The sequence below is a fragment of the Alkalibacterium sp. 20 genome, from assembly GCF_001885615.1.
Classification (GTDB): Bacteria; Bacillota; Bacilli; order Lactobacillales; family Carnobacteriaceae_A; genus Alkalibacterium.
In genome coordinates this window covers 1-15,521 of sequence record NZ_LSRN01000050.1, presented here as the reverse complement: position 1 = coordinate 15,521, position 15,521 = coordinate 1, and the positions used below count along the sequence as shown (strand labels likewise).

General features: G+C 39.5%; 16 protein-coding genes and 2 pseudogenes. 16 read left to right on the top strand and 2 right to left on the bottom strand.

Going from position 1 to position 15,521, the window contains the following annotated elements:
- Positions 1-96 precede the first annotated feature (96 nt).
- A complete protein-coding gene (locus AX762_RS08925) occupies positions 97-519 on the top strand; it encodes a cupin domain-containing protein (protein WP_071848795.1) in 423 nt (140 codons plus the stop codon).
- A gap of 98 nt (positions 520-617) precedes the next feature.
- Here the strand turns inward: AX762_RS08925 and AX762_RS08920 are convergent, their stop codons facing one another.
- A complete protein-coding gene (locus AX762_RS08920) occupies positions 618-1,148 on the bottom strand; it encodes a sulfite exporter TauE/SafE family protein (RefSeq protein ID WP_256244665.1) in 531 nt (176 codons plus the stop codon).
- A complete protein-coding gene (locus AX762_RS13180) occupies positions 1,145-1,354 on the bottom strand; it encodes a hypothetical protein (RefSeq protein WP_256244664.1) in 210 nt (69 codons plus the stop codon). Before AX762_RS13180 ends, AX762_RS08920 begins: the two co-directional genes overlap by 4 nt.
- A gap of 129 nt (positions 1,355-1,483) precedes the next feature.
- Between AX762_RS13180 and AX762_RS08915 the strand changes: the two genes are divergently transcribed.
- From AX762_RS08915 to AX762_RS08845, 15 genes and pseudogenes are all read left to right on the top strand, one after another.
- Complete coding sequence (locus tag AX762_RS08915) at positions 1,484-2,188, top strand: Crp/Fnr family transcriptional regulator (protein ID WP_071848794.1); 705 nt, start codon at positions 1,484-1,486, stop codon at positions 2,186-2,188.
- Positions 2,189-2,434: 246 nt separating this feature from the next.
- Positions 2,435-2,608 (top strand): annotated as a pseudogene (locus tag AX762_RS12990) (thioredoxin family protein); the annotation flags it as partial.
- A gap of 166 nt (positions 2,609-2,774) precedes the next feature.
- On the top strand, positions 2,775-3,008 hold the full coding sequence (locus AX762_RS08905; RefSeq protein WP_071848793.1) for a heavy-metal-associated domain-containing protein: 234 nt from the start codon (positions 2,775-2,777) through the stop codon (positions 3,006-3,008).
- A gap of 24 nt (positions 3,009-3,032) precedes the next feature.
- Entirely contained in the window at positions 3,033-3,320 is a 288-nt protein-coding gene (locus AX762_RS08900) for an iron-sulfur cluster repair di-iron protein, ric (protein ID WP_071848792.1), read from the top strand.
- A 652-nt stretch (positions 3,321-3,972) separates the two neighbouring features.
- Entirely contained in the window at positions 3,973-5,871 is a 1,899-nt protein-coding gene (locus AX762_RS08895; RefSeq protein ID WP_071848791.1) for a heavy metal translocating P-type ATPase, read from the top strand.
- 315 nt (positions 5,872-6,186) lie between these two features.
- Positions 6,187-6,828: a hypothetical protein gene (locus tag AX762_RS08890; protein ID WP_071848790.1), complete on the top strand. Its 642-nt coding sequence runs from the start codon at positions 6,187-6,189 to the stop codon at positions 6,826-6,828.
- Entirely contained in the window at positions 6,813-7,550 is a 738-nt protein-coding gene (locus tag AX762_RS08885; protein ID WP_071848789.1) for a cytochrome c biogenesis CcdA family protein, read from the top strand. The genes AX762_RS08890 and AX762_RS08885 overlap by 16 nt, the downstream gene beginning before the upstream one ends.
- 10 nt (positions 7,551-7,560) lie before the next feature.
- Positions 7,561-8,229 carry a TlpA disulfide reductase family protein gene (locus tag AX762_RS08880; protein WP_083432902.1) on the top strand — a complete coding sequence of 223 codons (669 nt, stop codon included), beginning with the start codon at positions 7,561-7,563 and terminating at the stop codon, positions 8,227-8,229.
- Positions 8,230-8,344: 115 nt separating this feature from the next.
- Positions 8,345-8,722, top strand: a complete 378-nt coding sequence (locus tag AX762_RS08875) for a CidA/LrgA family protein (RefSeq protein ID WP_071848788.1) — start codon at positions 8,345-8,347, stop codon at positions 8,720-8,722.
- A 1-nt stretch (position 8,723) separates the two neighbouring features.
- Positions 8,724-9,428, top strand: a complete 705-nt coding sequence (locus AX762_RS08870) for an LrgB family protein (protein ID WP_071848787.1) — start codon at positions 8,724-8,726, stop codon at positions 9,426-9,428.
- 123 nt (positions 9,429-9,551) lie between these two features.
- The gene (locus AX762_RS08865; RefSeq protein WP_071848786.1) at positions 9,552-10,595 is read left to right on the top strand and encodes a Gfo/Idh/MocA family oxidoreductase; all 1,044 of its coding nucleotides are present in this window, start codon (positions 9,552-9,554) and stop codon (positions 10,593-10,595) included.
- Positions 10,596-11,060: 465 nt separating this feature from the next.
- Positions 11,061-11,374 (top strand): annotated as a pseudogene (locus AX762_RS08860) (PTS cellobiose transporter subunit IIB).
- Between the two features lie 357 nt (positions 11,375-11,731).
- Positions 11,732-13,057 carry a PTS cellobiose transporter subunit IIC gene (celB, locus tag AX762_RS08855; RefSeq protein ID WP_256244666.1) on the top strand — a complete coding sequence of 442 codons (1,326 nt, stop codon included), beginning with the start codon at positions 11,732-11,734 and terminating at the stop codon, positions 13,055-13,057.
- Positions 13,058-13,435: 378 nt separating this feature from the next.
- On the top strand, positions 13,436-14,284 hold the full coding sequence (locus AX762_RS08850) for an MBL fold metallo-hydrolase (RefSeq protein ID WP_071848785.1): 849 nt from the start codon (positions 13,436-13,438) through the stop codon (positions 14,282-14,284).
- Positions 14,285-14,892: 608 nt separating this feature from the next.
- On the top strand, positions 14,893-15,521 hold a 629-nt coding region (locus tag AX762_RS08845; RefSeq protein WP_071848784.1), incomplete at its 3' end, for a MurR/RpiR family transcriptional regulator.

Below are 15,521 nucleotides of genomic sequence, written 5' to 3'. Positions count from 1 at the left end.
ACTTTATGCAGATTTAATACATATGGGTTGAAATATAAAAGTGATGTGCTACTATTAGATTATAATGATTACAAATAATGAGGAGGATGATAAAAAATGGAAATAGATTTCAAAGACCATGGTAAAGAACCTTATATTATTGATATCGAAGATGCAACGAAAGATAATAAAAATTACCGTACAACGATTTGGACAGGTGAAAAACTTCAGGTGACAGTGATGTCCATTGGACCTGGTGACGATATCGGTTTGGAAGTTCATCACGGTATTGACCAGTTCATCCGCATCGAAGAAGGTAAAGGCGTATGTAAAATGGGACCTTCAGAAGATAACTTGAATTTTGAAGAAAAAGTTGAAGATGATGATGCGGTGTTTGTTCCGGCCGACATGTGGCACAACATTGAAAATACAGGCGACAAGCCGCTTAAATTATATACCATCTATGCCGGACCGGATCATCTTCCAGGAACCATTCATCCAACGCATCAAGATGCAGAAAACGATCCGAACGAAGATTAAATTACAATTTAAAATTTAGATATTTATAAAACCTTAAGAGCCAATTAATTGACTCTTAAGGTTTTTTTGACTGTTCTAATGTTCGGAACCGAGATGAATCAGAAAAAGTCAATAAGAGTGAGGACACCTAGTAAAAAGATCGACAAAAGAACGGTCTTTTTAAATTTTTCTGTTTTTATTCTTGCATAGAGATAATTCCCTGTAAAGATAGCTAGCATAACTGCAGGTAAAGAAAAAGCAAAGTAAACACCTAATTCTCTTGTCCAGAAACCGCTAAAAAAATGACTGACTACGATCAATAGACTGGAGAACAAAAAATGGGCTTGAAGCGTATCTTTGAACTTGCTAGGGGACCAATTACTCATTGTACCGTAGAGAACGATGGGTATACCGTTCATGTTATACGCGCTACCTAACATGAACGCAGAAAAACCAAAGGTTAGACTGTAATTTGTATTCGTAAATTCTTTTTGAATAGTTAGTCGCTGTCTTTTTGAGCCAAGCACCGAATACACCGAATAAGATATAAGAAGAATACCTAGGATCAGACTAATCCACCTTCTTTCAGCATAATTAACTAATAATAAACCAAAAGGAATACCAACTATTGTCGAAACAGACAATTTCAAAAGAATCGCACGGTCCAGGTTTTTCCAGCCTGAAAAAACAGAAATGATTGCGACCGTGCAGCCAGTGAAACAGCGGTTGAAAAGGGTATGGGGAATAGCGCGAGTAAGGGCATACTAACTACGGAGTCACCAAAACCAAAAGTAGAGCGCATCAATGAACCTAAAAAGACTGCCCCTATGACCAATATAATTATTGAACGATCCACATGTTTACCTCCATCAATTTTTTCGGATGCCCGTTGGAGTATCAATTGCAAGGTTTTCTATTGTTCTATTATTTAGGGTATCATATATATTATAATAGGCGAAGAAATCTTTAAGTAGGAGATGTAAAAATGACTGAACAAACAAATGAGAATCAACATACATGTGGTTCATCTCGCCAAGGGTGTGTTTCAATGGTTCCGATATTCAATCATCTGGATACGGATCATCTGGATGAAATTATGAAAGTTGTTGATTCAAAGTCCTTTAAAAAAGGTGAGCTGGTCTACCGAGCCGAGGAGACGTCGGACGTCTTAACGATCGTGAATAAAGGAAGTCTGCGTATTTACAGGTTATCTGGATCAGGAAAAGAACAACTCGTGCGTGTGTTAAAGTCGGGAGAGTTCACGGGAGAATTGGCTTTGTTTAATGAAACGGTACATGAAAATTATGCGGAAGCGATGGTACCGACTGCAGTCTGCCAAATCACGCGTTCATCTCTCCAGAAATTACTGATAAGCTACCCTTCTATTGCCATTAAGATTCTTCAGGAACTGTCTGCTCGCGTGAATCAGAGCGAACAGCAGGCGGCTCGTTTCACAACTGAATCGACAGAACAGCGGTTAGCAACTTACCTCGTTGATTTACTGGATCCAGATAGTCAATCGAATGTGGTGACACTCCCCTTGACCAAGAAAGATCTCGCTTCATATATTGGAACAACGCCGGAAACAGTGAGTCGAAAATTAAAAGAGTTAGAAGAAATGCAGTTGATCAAACGTATCAGTTCCTCGAAAATCAGCATACTCGATGAAGATGAACTGTTATTTTTATAAAACAGCCGAGAACACTCGTGACTTTAGTCATGTAGATGAATCGGATTCGGTTGAGGAATAGCATTCGCTATGTTAATCAACCGACATATGTTGGTTGAATCGTTAAATTATTATCGGTTTTGCCTTCAATGAGTTCAGTTATCTATTTATTTAAAATTTTTATAAATCAAAGGAGAGAATAATAAAATGGAAATCAAAGTATTGGGACCAGGATGTTCAAATTGTGTACGTTAAGAAAAAAATGTAGAAAGAGCCCTTGAAGGAACAAATCATGAGGTGACTATTACGAAGGTTATCGATCCAGTGGACATTATGAAGTACGGTGTCATGAGCACCCCTGGCCTTGTTGGTGATGAGAAAATTATCTCATACGGCAGAGTGCCGACACCTGGAGAAATCAAAGCAAAATTAAATCTTTAATCATTCATAAAGAAAGCATAGACATTCGTGTCTATGCTTTCTTTATACTTTTAAATAAAAATCGAAAACTTGACAGTGATCAATTTAACGCTAATCTTTATGACCTATACTATGAATGTAAGGGATAGAGACAAGCCAAGCGATAATTAAAAAGGAGAGATTTCAAATGGAAAAAGCAATCATCAAACTAGAAACACTGGCATGTCCGAGCTGTATGCAGAAAATCGAGAATGCTTTAAAAGGATTAAAAGGTATTGATCAGGAAAGTGTCAAAGTGATGTTCAATTCCAGCAAAGCGAAACTAAGATTTGATGCCGAACTCGTTACAATAGAAGAAATTGAAAAAGCTATTGAAGAACTCGGTTATCCGGTAATCAAATCGACTGTCAAAGTTGCTTAACTATCTTAGAAAGAAGGAAAAACATTGCTGACATTTAACACAGTTCTAAACGATTATTTTCCAAAACTCGAAATGTATACCTTGCCCTTGACGCGTGCGCATGGAGAAAATCATCCCGAAGTCTTTGACGTTCGCGAATTATTCCAGACGATGAATACAAAAGTAAAAGATTCGGATAAACCGGATTTAGATAAAGAATTCAAGAGATTACGCAAAGTGACAAACAACTATGAGTTACCGACAGATGCATGTGAAACTTACGAGGCAGTCTACACCATGTTGTCTGAAGCTGACGAAGCGTACTACGTTTAAAGAGACTGAAATGAATAGACAGGTTAAAACCCAGAGGGAGAAGTATTCTTTCCGGGTTTTTTTGTAGCGATTTTTCTAAAGTAGTCAATACTCGCTGAATAGCGAGTATTACCCTCATGAAGAAAAGGTTTTGAGCTTGGTTCGACAAGTAGCGGTACTTTTTACGACCCTAATTACCGAATGAGAGCAAGTTCGGTAATTAGAAGGGCTTTATATAACTGTAATGACCGAACGTCGTCCAGGTTCGACAAGTAGTGAAATTTTTAACGCTGGAAACTACCGAACGAGAGCAAGTTCGGTAATTAGAAGGGCTTTATATAACTGTAATGACCGAAAGTCGTCCAGGTTCGACAAGTAGCGAAATTTTCAACGCTGGAAACTACCGAATGAGAGCAGGTTCGGTAATTAGGATACCTTTATATAATTGTAATGACCGAACGTCACTTAAATTCAACCTGGGAAGGTTAATAGGTAGATGCTTTTTTATGATCACAATAAATTAAGCGCTTAACATGCGTATTTTCAATTCAGAATATATCATCATTCAATAAAACTGCTGACTTTCCCAGAAAACTTGATGGCAGTCAATTCTAATTCATATTGAACCCATTATACTTAGGTTAACATCAAGTAAAAGAGAAGAGGAAAAGGCATGCAAAAATTTATATTGAGCCAGAAAAAATTGATCACATTGATAAGTGGATTACTTATCGTCATTGGGTTTTTCAGTCGTTTCGTGCTAGGAAATGTCATGTTGTTGGAAGGGTCACTCATCATCGCGTCAGTGATCGGGGTCGCGCCGATAGCGATCCAGTCGTATCAAGCCTTAAAGGTGAAAGTCATGAGCATCGATGTTCTGGTGACCATCGCAGTCATTGGTGCCCTGTTCATTCAGAACTATGAAGAGTCGGCAATCGTCACGTTCCTGTTCCTGTTTGGTCATTTTTTAGAGCAGCGGACTTTGAATCAGACACGTTCGGCAATCAAAGAATTGACAGAGATGGCTCCGGAAAGTGCACTCGTACGCTTAGAAAGCGGCGAGTTTGAAGAAGTCGATGTGGACGCAGTGGATGAAGGCGACGTTCTTCTCGTTAAAACCGGCGCAAAGGTCCCGGTTGATGGCACGGTCTTGACAGGCGAAGGGTATATCGATGAAGCAAGCATCACCGGCGAATCAGTTCCGGTAACGAAATCAGTGGAATCTGAAGTCTTTGCCGGCACTATTTTAGAAAATGGCACAATTCAGATTCGTGCTGACCGTGTGGGAGAAGACACGACTTTTGGGAAAATTATTGAATTGGTGGAAGAAGCACAGGATTCCAAATCCGAAGCAGAACGATTTATTGACCGTTTCTCAAAATACTACACACCGGCCGTCTTCATATTGTCAGTTATCGTCTGGTTGATCAGTCAAAACCTTGAATTGGCGATTACGATCCTGGTTTTAGGCTGTCCGGGGGCCCTGGTCATCGGTGTGCCCGTGTCGAATGTGGCGGGCATCGGGAACGGGGCACGTCACGGGGTTTTGCTCAAAGGCAGTGAAGTGATCCATGACTTTAGCCGGGTGGATACGATCGTTTTTGACAAAACAGGCACGCTGACTGTGGGGAATCCAACGGTTGCTGAAACAGAATTTTACGGAAGAAATACAGAAGAAGCATTCAATTATCTGGCGAGTGTGGAAGGGGAATCGGATCATCCGCTGGCGAAAGCTGTACTGCAGGATGTTAAGGCAACACGCCTTTACCCTGTTGAAGAGACTGACGTGTTCAAGGGTAGTGGTGTTGCGGCGAAAATCAACGGACACCGCGTTGCTGTCGGGAACGTGGCATTGATGGATAAAGAAGGTATAAAGCTTAATGCAAGCGCAAAACATGATGTTGAAACCTTTGAGAAGAACGGAAATTCACTTGTCCTCACAGCTATCGACGGGGAACTTAGTTTACTGATGGGTGTTCGTGACCAAGTAAGACCGGGAGTGAAAGCTGATCTTCAGAAATTGAAAGCATTAGGTGTAGAAAATCTGGTGGTCCTGTCAGGTGATAATCAAGGGACCGTTGATGCGGTAGCCAGTGAGTTGGGACTGACAGAGGCCCACGGACACATGCTGCCGGAAGACAAATCCGCTTATATTGGTAAATTACAAAAATCGGGACAAATCGTAGCTTTTGTTGGGGATGGTGTGAACGACAGCCCGTCCTTAGCTCTGGCCGATATAGGGATTGCGATGGGCAGCGGAACAGATGTAGCAATCGAGACATCGGATGTCGTACTGATGAATTCTGACTTTAGCCGTCTGCCGCATGCATTAGGGTTAGTCAAAGCGACGGCGAATAATATGATTCAGAATATCGTGCTTGCTGTTGGTGTGGTATTGATCTTGCTGGCCAGTGTCTTTTTCAGTGAGTGGATGAACATGTCCATCGGGATGCTGGTTCACGAAGGGAGCATCCTTGTAGTCATCTTCAACGCTATGCGCTTACTCAAATATCGGTTACGTGAAAGTCGAAGTGAAAAAACGATAGAAATGAAGAAAGCAAAAACAGCTTAGCGGTTCTATAGAAAGCATTCTGCAAAAGCGGGTGCTTTTTTTGTATTATAGCAATCAATTTGAAAGGAAAATATTTTTTCTGCCTAGTTAGATAGTCACTAAATGTTCAGTATATTTTCGTGTCTATGCTTTTTTTCAGAGTTGACTCATAGCTGAAATATGTGTAAGCTAATATAAGTAAACCCCTAGGGGTATAAAACCTTTAATAGATGCTGTAATTAACATCAAAAGATTGGGAATGGACCAGTTTACCAATAAATATAATGATTTTAACAGAAATCACCCATTTAGGTATGTAGAGTTAGGAGAATTAATGTGGAAAATATAGTAGCCAACCCGATGTTCATTGCTATCGTCACTCTAATGATCGGTGTCAGTGTTTGGTTTGGTTTATCAGATGAGTCGACCGAGGTGAAAAAAAGTGTTGCTTCCGTATTTATGGATAACGTTTTCTATTTTGTCATGGCTTTATTCGGGATCAATGCACTACTGAATTTTAATGAAATCATTCAAGTGCCTTATCGTATCCTGCTGTTCTCATCGAATGTGGTGTGGATAGCTACGCTGGGTGTTTTGATATACGGAAGTTACCTTTACGGTGAAAAATTTTGGACAGATAAAACGAAAGCGAAGAGTGTGGCCAAGCTGGTGACCACAATAGGCTTGGTGAATCATGCCTACATGTATTACCGCTACACGTCAGTAAATGCCCTTTTATTCATTATACTATTCGTAGGTTTACTTGCATTGTTAACGTTCACGCCGCTTACTAGAAAAGTCTCGCCTTTTTTAGTTTTAGTAGGGTTCGGGGTAGTGCATCTGCTGATAATGGGAACGCGTTCAGTCATTTATTTCAATTTTGTATTTTCTCCTTTAGCCATATTATCACTTTTTTTAGTGTTCAGCGGCTTGCTGTGGGGTTATAAAAGGAGGATGTTACCATCGAAACAGAACTAACTGCTCTATTAGCGTTTGCAGCAGGGGGGTTATCATTTTTCTCTCCGTGTACGCTGCCGCTTTTACCTTTATACTTGTCTTATATTACGGGTAAAAGTGTCAAAGAAGTCAAAGAGAATCAGACGATTGCTTTTAAAAAAATAGTCATGGTGCACTCGTTGCTGTTCTTACTGGGAGTCTCCGTGGTTTATGTGAGTTTGGGATTGAGTATCAGTTATTTAGGTGGATTCTTCAGTCAGCTCTTGACCGGATCGACCAGTCTGCTCTTACAACGGATTGCGGGATTACTCATTATTGTGATGGGGTTAGTTACTGCTGAATGGATTCAAATTCCGGCACTACTGAAAGATACACGCAAAATGACCGGAAAACGGACAACCAGCTTTTTATCAAGTTTCCTTATAGGATTAGGCTTTGCGGCTGGTTGGACGCCATGTATCGGACCGATTTTCTCGTCGATTCTTCTGATCGGCGTTTCAACAGGGACACCACCGGCACTTTATTTAACGCTTTATATCATCGGATTTGCGCTTCCATTCTTGCTGGTTTCTTTCTTTATCGGGAAAATGGATAACGTGATGAAGCACAGTCAGAAATGGATGAAAATTGGTGGCATACTCATGATCATCATGGGCATCCTCCTTTTCACCGGCACACTTGAAATGTTATCAGAATGGATCGCCCAGTGGTCAGAAGGCACGCCGTTCGAGTTACTAGGATAGGAGCGATTGTATGATAAAAAAAGGATTATGGGCGGTCATTGCCGTCATGCTGGCTTATGTGGTTTTTGATTTTGTTGCCGGTTTGAACCGGGAACAGGAAGTAAGAGAGCAGGCATCTTTGCAGAATGAAATGGGTGTACAGGAAGAATTGGATGCAGAAATGGATCTTGAAGACATGTCTGAAGAAGAAATTGAAGCCTTGATGGATGAATTTGCTGCTCAAAACAGCGAGAATGAAACGGGTTCAATGATAGAATTTGGCTTGAATCCCGGGAATACGGCGTATGATTTTGAGTTGGAAGATATGGAAGGAAACACCGTAAAGTTATCAGACTACAGAGGTCAAAAAGTTTTCCTGAATTTCTGGGCAAGCTGGTGTCCGCCTTGTCGAGTGGAAATGCCTCATTTGCAGGAGTTCCATGAAGAACAGGATGACGTGGTTATTTTAGGGGTCAACGTCACATCGTCTGAAAGCAATCTGGATAACGTGCCGGTATTCGTTGAAGAATTTGGGTTGACCTTTACGAACGTTTACGGTCCGACAGACATCACGGACTTGTATCGCGTGGAATCCTTACCGACCTCTTACTTTATCGGCACTAAAGGCATCATTTATGAACGTGTGGTGGGTCCCGTAACGAAAGATATCCTGGAAGCAAAATTTTCAATGATCGAATAATTATATCTGGCGCTTTCTCAAAAAAGTGAGAAGGCGTTTTTATTTTGTGAAAGACTTTCAAAGTTGGGTGTTTTCATTTAAAATAGAGCGGAACAATATTTAGGAGGAAACTAGTGTGAAACAGCTGAAACAACTTTTTTGGATCCTGTTATTTTCTTTCATCGGAGAATTTCTTTCGCTCATCAGTCCCGTCGCGGTCCCGGGCAGCGTAATCGGCATGGTCCTGCTCTTTGTCGCGTTACATTTTAACTGGCTTAAATTGAATCAAGTAGAAGAAGTCGGAAATTTTTTAACGGACAACATGGCTATCTTCTTTGTTCCTGCAGGCGTAGGCTTGATGACTAACTTCGGTATATTAGGTGATGTCTGGTGGCAGCTGCTTTTAACTATCGTCGTTACAACCACATTGATGCTCGGTTTTGTCGGTTTAGTGGTGCAGTTTATGAAAAGAAGAGCAGAAGACTCATCAAAAGACAGTAAGGAGATGACCTAGTATGCTAGAGACACTTTCCATCAACCCCTACTTTGGTATTATCTTATCGTTTTCGTTTTTCCTGCTAGGAACCGTGCTGCACAAGCGCTGGCCAATTCCCATATTTAACCCGCTTGTTTTTGCTATAAGTAGTATTATCATATTACTGCTCTTAACGAATATCCCTTATGGATCCTACAATGTAGGTGGCCGGTTTATCAACTTATGGATCACACCAGCTACAGTAGCTTTGGCAATCAAACTGGAAAAAAACTTTGATTACCTGAAAAAATATTATACAGCGATTTTATCCGGGATAGCTCTAGGAGTCATCTTTCATACGGTTATTTTAATCATAGTCAGCATCTTCTTTCAATTCAGTCCGGATATGGTGGCGACGTTATTCCCTAAATCCGTAACGACAGCCATCGCTTTAGGCGTTTCGGAATCGATGGGTGGTATTGTATCGCTGACCGTTGCAATCGTCGTTTTCACCGGTGTTCTTGGAACAATTGTAGGACCACCTATTTTTGCCTTACTTAAAATTACTGATCCTGTAGCCCAAGGCGTTGCGTTAGGGTCGAGCGCGCACGCAATGGGAACGGCTAAAGCCATTGAACTTGGGGACGTCCAGGCGGCAATGTCCGGTTTATCTATCATATTAACAGGGGTTATTATCGTCATTTTTGCTCCGTTTGCCATCGAGATCATTGCACTTTTGTTTTAAGAAATAATGAAACCCTTCTGACCTGGTATCAAAAGGGTTTTCTCACTCGTTTAGAAGTTAAGCTGCATTAAAAACGGTACACTGGTAAGTGTAAATGAGAGCACTATAAATGGAGGAATGACTATGTTAAACATCGCCTATATCGGAGACGGGAAGAGTACGAACCGTTACCATATCCCTTTTTCCAGTCAAGTAGAAGAAATAACTATCAAGACTATTCAAGCCCGTTCGGGCCACAATGACATGTGGGATGAAGTTCCAGGAGCTACATACGTAAAAGACGTCAATGACATTTGGAACGATTCAGAAATCGATTTAGTCGTTATCTGCACACCCCCACAAAGTCATTATAAATTAGCCAAAGAAGCGTTGATGAATGGGAAACATACACTTGTTGAAAAACCATTTGCTGAAACATCTGAAGAAGCCAGAGAACTCTTTGCAGTAGCTGAAGACAAGAATCTCTTTCTACAATGTTTCCAAAACCGCCGATTCGATTCCGATTTCCTGACTGTTCAAAAAGTCATCGAAAGTGGAGTGTTGGGGGAGATTCTTGAAGTGGAAATGCATTTTGATTACTTCCGTCCAGAAGTGCCGGAAAATGCAAAAGAATTCGAGCGCTTTGAAAGCTTTTTATATACCCATGCGTGCCATACGGTTGATCAGGTATTGTCTTACTTTGGCGATCCGCTGGACATTCACTATGACGTCAGACAGCTCTTAGGCGAAGGCCGCATGAACGATTACTTTGACTTGGATCTGAACTATGCCAATAACCTCAAAGTAGCTGTTAAATCCAGTTATTTCCGTTTGAAGGGACGCCCAAGCTTTGTCGTGTACGGTAAAAAAGGGACGTTTGTTAAAGAAACGAAAGACCGTCAGGAAGAACATCTGAAGTTGTTCTATATGCCGACCAACGCTGACTTCGGACTCGATTTACCGGAACATTACGGAACGCTTTACTATATGGATGACGCGGGTCAGTATCATGAAGAAAAAATCGTTTCAGAAGTGGGCGACTACGGTCTTATCTATGAAGGCGTTTATGAATCGATCGTGAACGGTAAGGAAAAAATCGTCAAAGACGATGAAACCATTCACCAACTTGAAATCCTTGAAGAAGGCATCCAAGAGATGAAGACGTACCAGAACGGATTTATCAAATAAGGCAGCTATCATAAAAACCAATATAAACGTTTATATAACAACGTTTATATTGGTTTTTCTTTGTCTATTTTCGCATGTGCCCAAGATAACAGCTGTCTATATTTTACATATGATGGTACTTGAAAAAAACTATCCCAACTTGAGTGGTGATCTCGCCCACCACAGCACAAGGAAAGCTGAGATGTTTTAAAAAAAGTAGAATTAAAGAATAATAGCAGTTATACTTTGAAAAGTAACGACCTAAACTGGACTAAAACTCATATAAATGAAGGGTTTTAGTCCGAGAGTCGAGTATTAATAGAAGAACTACATAAAAGGTTTCATCCTTAGAAAAATAGGAAGTATTATATTAAATAAGTGGAATCAGTTTAAACTTGTACCGTTACGTAACGGTACAAGTTTATGTATCAAGTGAAACCGTTTCATATTATAGTTATCTTATCAAACAAAGGGAGGAAACATAATATGAAAAAAGCGTTAATTATCTGTGCAGGTGGCATGTCATCTGCACTTATTGCAAAAAAAAAACCGATTACTTTAAATCACAAGGGAAAGATATCGAGCTGGATGCAACTAGTCAGTCTCAGGGAGAAAAAATCATCGAGAAAGATGAATTTGATTTATATTTGGTAAGTCCTCAAACTAAAATGTACTTTAAAAATTTAGAAAAATTGGTCAATAAAAAAGGTAAACCGATCGTCAACATTCCACCTCAAGCGTATGTTCCTGTTCCAATGGCTATTGAAAAAATGGCCAAATTAATAGAAGAGAATATCTAAAAAAGGATTCGATAAATGTGCTAAATCAAAAAAGAAATCAGGATTTTAGAATTTTTGAATGAAAACACTGACGCTTAAATCAAAAGTCAGTCGATTGCCGAATATCTGTGTGTAACAGATAAAACAGCCCGTAAGTACGTGAAACAGCTTGGTCAGTCGCTCAATCACGAAATTGCTCAAATTGTTTCGGTTCCTGGTCACGGGCTGAAATTTGTCATTCATGATACAAAAGCTTTCAGGAAGTATGTTCAAAAAAATAAAGATGCTCTTCAGGACAAAGCAGACATTAGTCATATTGAAGAATCGAAAGACCGTCAATATTTCATATTGCGTCAGTTCTTTTTTGGAGAAAATCAGTTGTTTTTAGAAAAATTCCTGATGGGGCCACTAGGGACCATTGCCCAGCTTAAAGTGGTCCGAGGTATTATGGGAGCCGGTTTAGCAACGATCCCGTTCACCATTGTCGGATCAATGTTTTTAGTGTTCAACGTATTACCTTTAACATTTCCTGTTCTAGAAAATTTCTTCAATGAGACGTTTTTTAGATTTAGCGATCTATATATGTTAGCGAACACGATGTCAATGGGAATATTGGCCTTATTCTTTAATATCAGTTTAGGTTACGAATATTCCCAGATTATTGCAGAAGATGAAGATTTAGATTTAAATGGCTTGAATGGTGCCTTACTTTCAATGTTTGCGTTCTTTATGACTATTCCAGAATTATTATTTGAGGACGGTGTCGTCTCTAAAGTCACTGAATTGAATGATGGGGCAAGTGTTGTCAGCGGCTGGCGTATTGGAGCCGGCAGTGTCGAACGTTTAGGTACGACAGGCATCTTTACCGGTATTATCATGGCTATCGTCGCGGTTAATTTATACAAATTATGTGTGAGAAAAAAATGGATCATCAAATTGCCGGAAGAGGTACCAGCAGGTGTGTCTAGAGCCTTTACAGCGCTGATTCCAGCGTTCTTTGTTGCCTTCGTGGTTCTCTTGTTGAATGCTGCACCTGTTGTCTTTAACACAGACCTCTTCAAACTGATTCAAATACCATTTGGATTTGTAACGGAGCTGACAAACTCTTGGTTAGGTGTCATGGTCATCTACTTCCTGGTCCATGCATTATGGTTGGTTGGTATTCATGGGGCAAACATTATTTTTGCCTTAATTACACCAATTACTTTAGCTAACTTGGCTTCAAATGCGGCTGGCGCAAACATTCCATTAGCCGGAGAATTCAACAATGCGTTTGTAACGGTTGGCGGATCTGGAGCTACGTTATTACTGACATTCTTTATCGCGTTCTTAGCTAAATCGAAACAGCTGAAAGCCATCGGTAAAGCGGCAATGATCCCAGCGCTGTTTAACATCAATGAACCGTTAGTGTTCGGACTGCCATTGATCTACAACCCGTACTTGGCTATTCCATTTTTCCTAGCACCAATGGTCAGCGCATCGATCGCTTATTTCTCGATTACAATGGGATTGATCGATCCACTGATTGCATTGCTTCCTTGGCCATCACCAGTGGGCATAGGAGCTTACATTGGGACAGGCGGAGACTGGAGAGCTATTATCGTCGCACTGATCGGTGTCGTATCGGCATTTATCATTTACTATCCATTTATCAAAGCGTACGATAAAGAATTAGTTCGACAAGAAACAGGAGCTACTGCATAAGAGAAGCAATTCAGGCTAACAAATAGAATGTGAATTATAAAAAGCGATCCCCTATCTAGTTTTGATAGGGGATCGCTTTTTTTCATAGTGTTGAATACTTTTTATCAAATTTATCTTACTGGACCAAACGAACAAACGTCTAGGTAACTCTTTTTGTGAAAGGCTAGAGTCTCAAGTTTGAAAACAGTTAATGCAATTTTGACTAGCACGTAAATCGTTATATAGAAATACCATCATTTTTGATAAACTAAAGAAACAAGAGAAATAAAGAATATGGCAAGAAAAAATCATCATCTCGAAACTTTTAAGAAAGTATTCAATAAGATATTCAAGAGATGAAGTTGTACGGGAGAATAAAATGAATAGTGGAGGGATAGCGTGGACACATTAATATTTCATGAAATGATTATGTATTGGCTCGATGGCGGGGTTGTTTCGTTTGATGGGGGAGCGATTTTTGGAGTGGTGCCAAAACCTCTGTGGAACAAAAAGTATCCGGCCAATGAAAAGAATCAGATCACCCATGCGACAGAACCGATTCTAATTCAGTATCAGGGAAAAAACTACTTGATCGATACAGGTATTGGAAAAGACAAACTTACCGAGAAACAAAAACGCAACTTTGGTGTTCAGGAAGAGTCTCGCATAGAAGAAAACTTGAACGAAATGGGCTTGTCTGCAAACGACATCGATGTGGTTCTCATGACACATATGCATTTCGATCATGCCAGTGGACTAACACGCTATAGTAAAGGCGAGCTCGTGTCTACGTATCCCAATGCTGTGATCTATATGACTGAGACGGAATGGGAAGAAGTCAGACACCCGAATATTCGGTCTAGAAGTACTTACTGGAAACAGAATTGGGAAGCCATCCAGGACCAGGTCGTGACGTTTGACAAAGAACTGGAAGTCGTTCCGGGGATCAACATGTATCATACCGGAGGGCACAGCAACGGTCATGCGGTCGTCAAGCTGACACAAAACGGAGAGACGGTGATGCACATGGCGGATATCATGGCATCATCCGCACATCAAAATCCTTTATGGGTCATGGCGTACGACGATTACCCGATGGATTCCGTCTACGCGAAAGTGAAGTGGATGGAACGGGCATACCAGGACAACTATAAATTCATTTTCTACCACGATGCCTATTACCGCATGATCCAGTGGGACGAAAATGGAAAAGAAATTGCGGATTATATGAAACGATCAAAAGGCTAGTCTCTAGCCGCCGTTCAGCTTGAAATCGTTATAGAATTAAAGGCATATTGGGATTTTTGACATTGTAAAAAATAATGACTTTAACTTAACTCTCTCGGAATATTTCGTACACTTATATTGTGTGAATGATTAAAGTGTATTCATGGTGATGTCTAATAATAGATCATTAACAATATAAAAAATTGTCAAATACGTAGAAACCATTGGTCAAATCGAAATTATTGAATAAGTGATTAGGGGAATGAATAATAGAATTAAGAAAACCACTATAGACGTTGGAAATTATATGTTTATATTGGTTTGATTCGTTTTAGATGACATAGTATTGGAAATTCGCCTAAAAATCAGGTCGCTGTAGAAAGTGACGTTCGTGTAATAGTGACTCAGCTTTTGATAACGGTACCAAATTAAGGTAATATAATACCTTAAGATGACTTCCATTTGAATCGATTATCATGATTTTTTTAGCTGTTAAAAGAAGACTTAAGTAAATCAAGTATTGTTCTCTAAAAATCAATCTAGTAAATGAGTGATATAAATTCCTTTGACTTTATACACTCAATCAAAAGAAGAGTATTTCAATCGATTATATCCTTGGAGGTGGAATTGTGGGTGAGCTAACAACATTTAATTCGAAAATATATCAGTACAGTGATAAGTTGACAGCGAATGAAGAAGGAATTGCTCATTATATTCTTACTCATCCGAAAGATGTATCAAGAATGAGGATCGAAGAGTTGGAAAACAAACTTTATGTTTCGAAGTCTAGTATTGTAAGGTTTTGTAAAAAACTTGGTTATACAGGATTTATTGAATTAAAGAATAGCTTGAAATCTGAATTAATTGAAAGTGAAGATGTTTCTATAAATACTACATTTCAGCATTTAGAATATCTAATTAATGATTATAAAATTCTTCTAAATAGGTTTTTAAAGTTTATTGATGAAAATGATATCGAAATGTTAACCAATGAAATTAAAAAGAGTGGGTATATTTATATCTACGGATTCGATCATGCCTTTCTTTCCGCTCAGGAGTTTGCATTACGATTAAAAAGATTAGGATTTAAAGCTGAAGCTATAACGCAAAAGCAGACACTTAGAACTGTGATAGGAAATATGGAATCAGATGAATTATTGATACTTTTAACTCACGAATGTAAAAATAGTGATGTGATGGATATTGTAATATTTACAAATAAATTAAACATTAATACATTTTTGATTTCTGTATACAG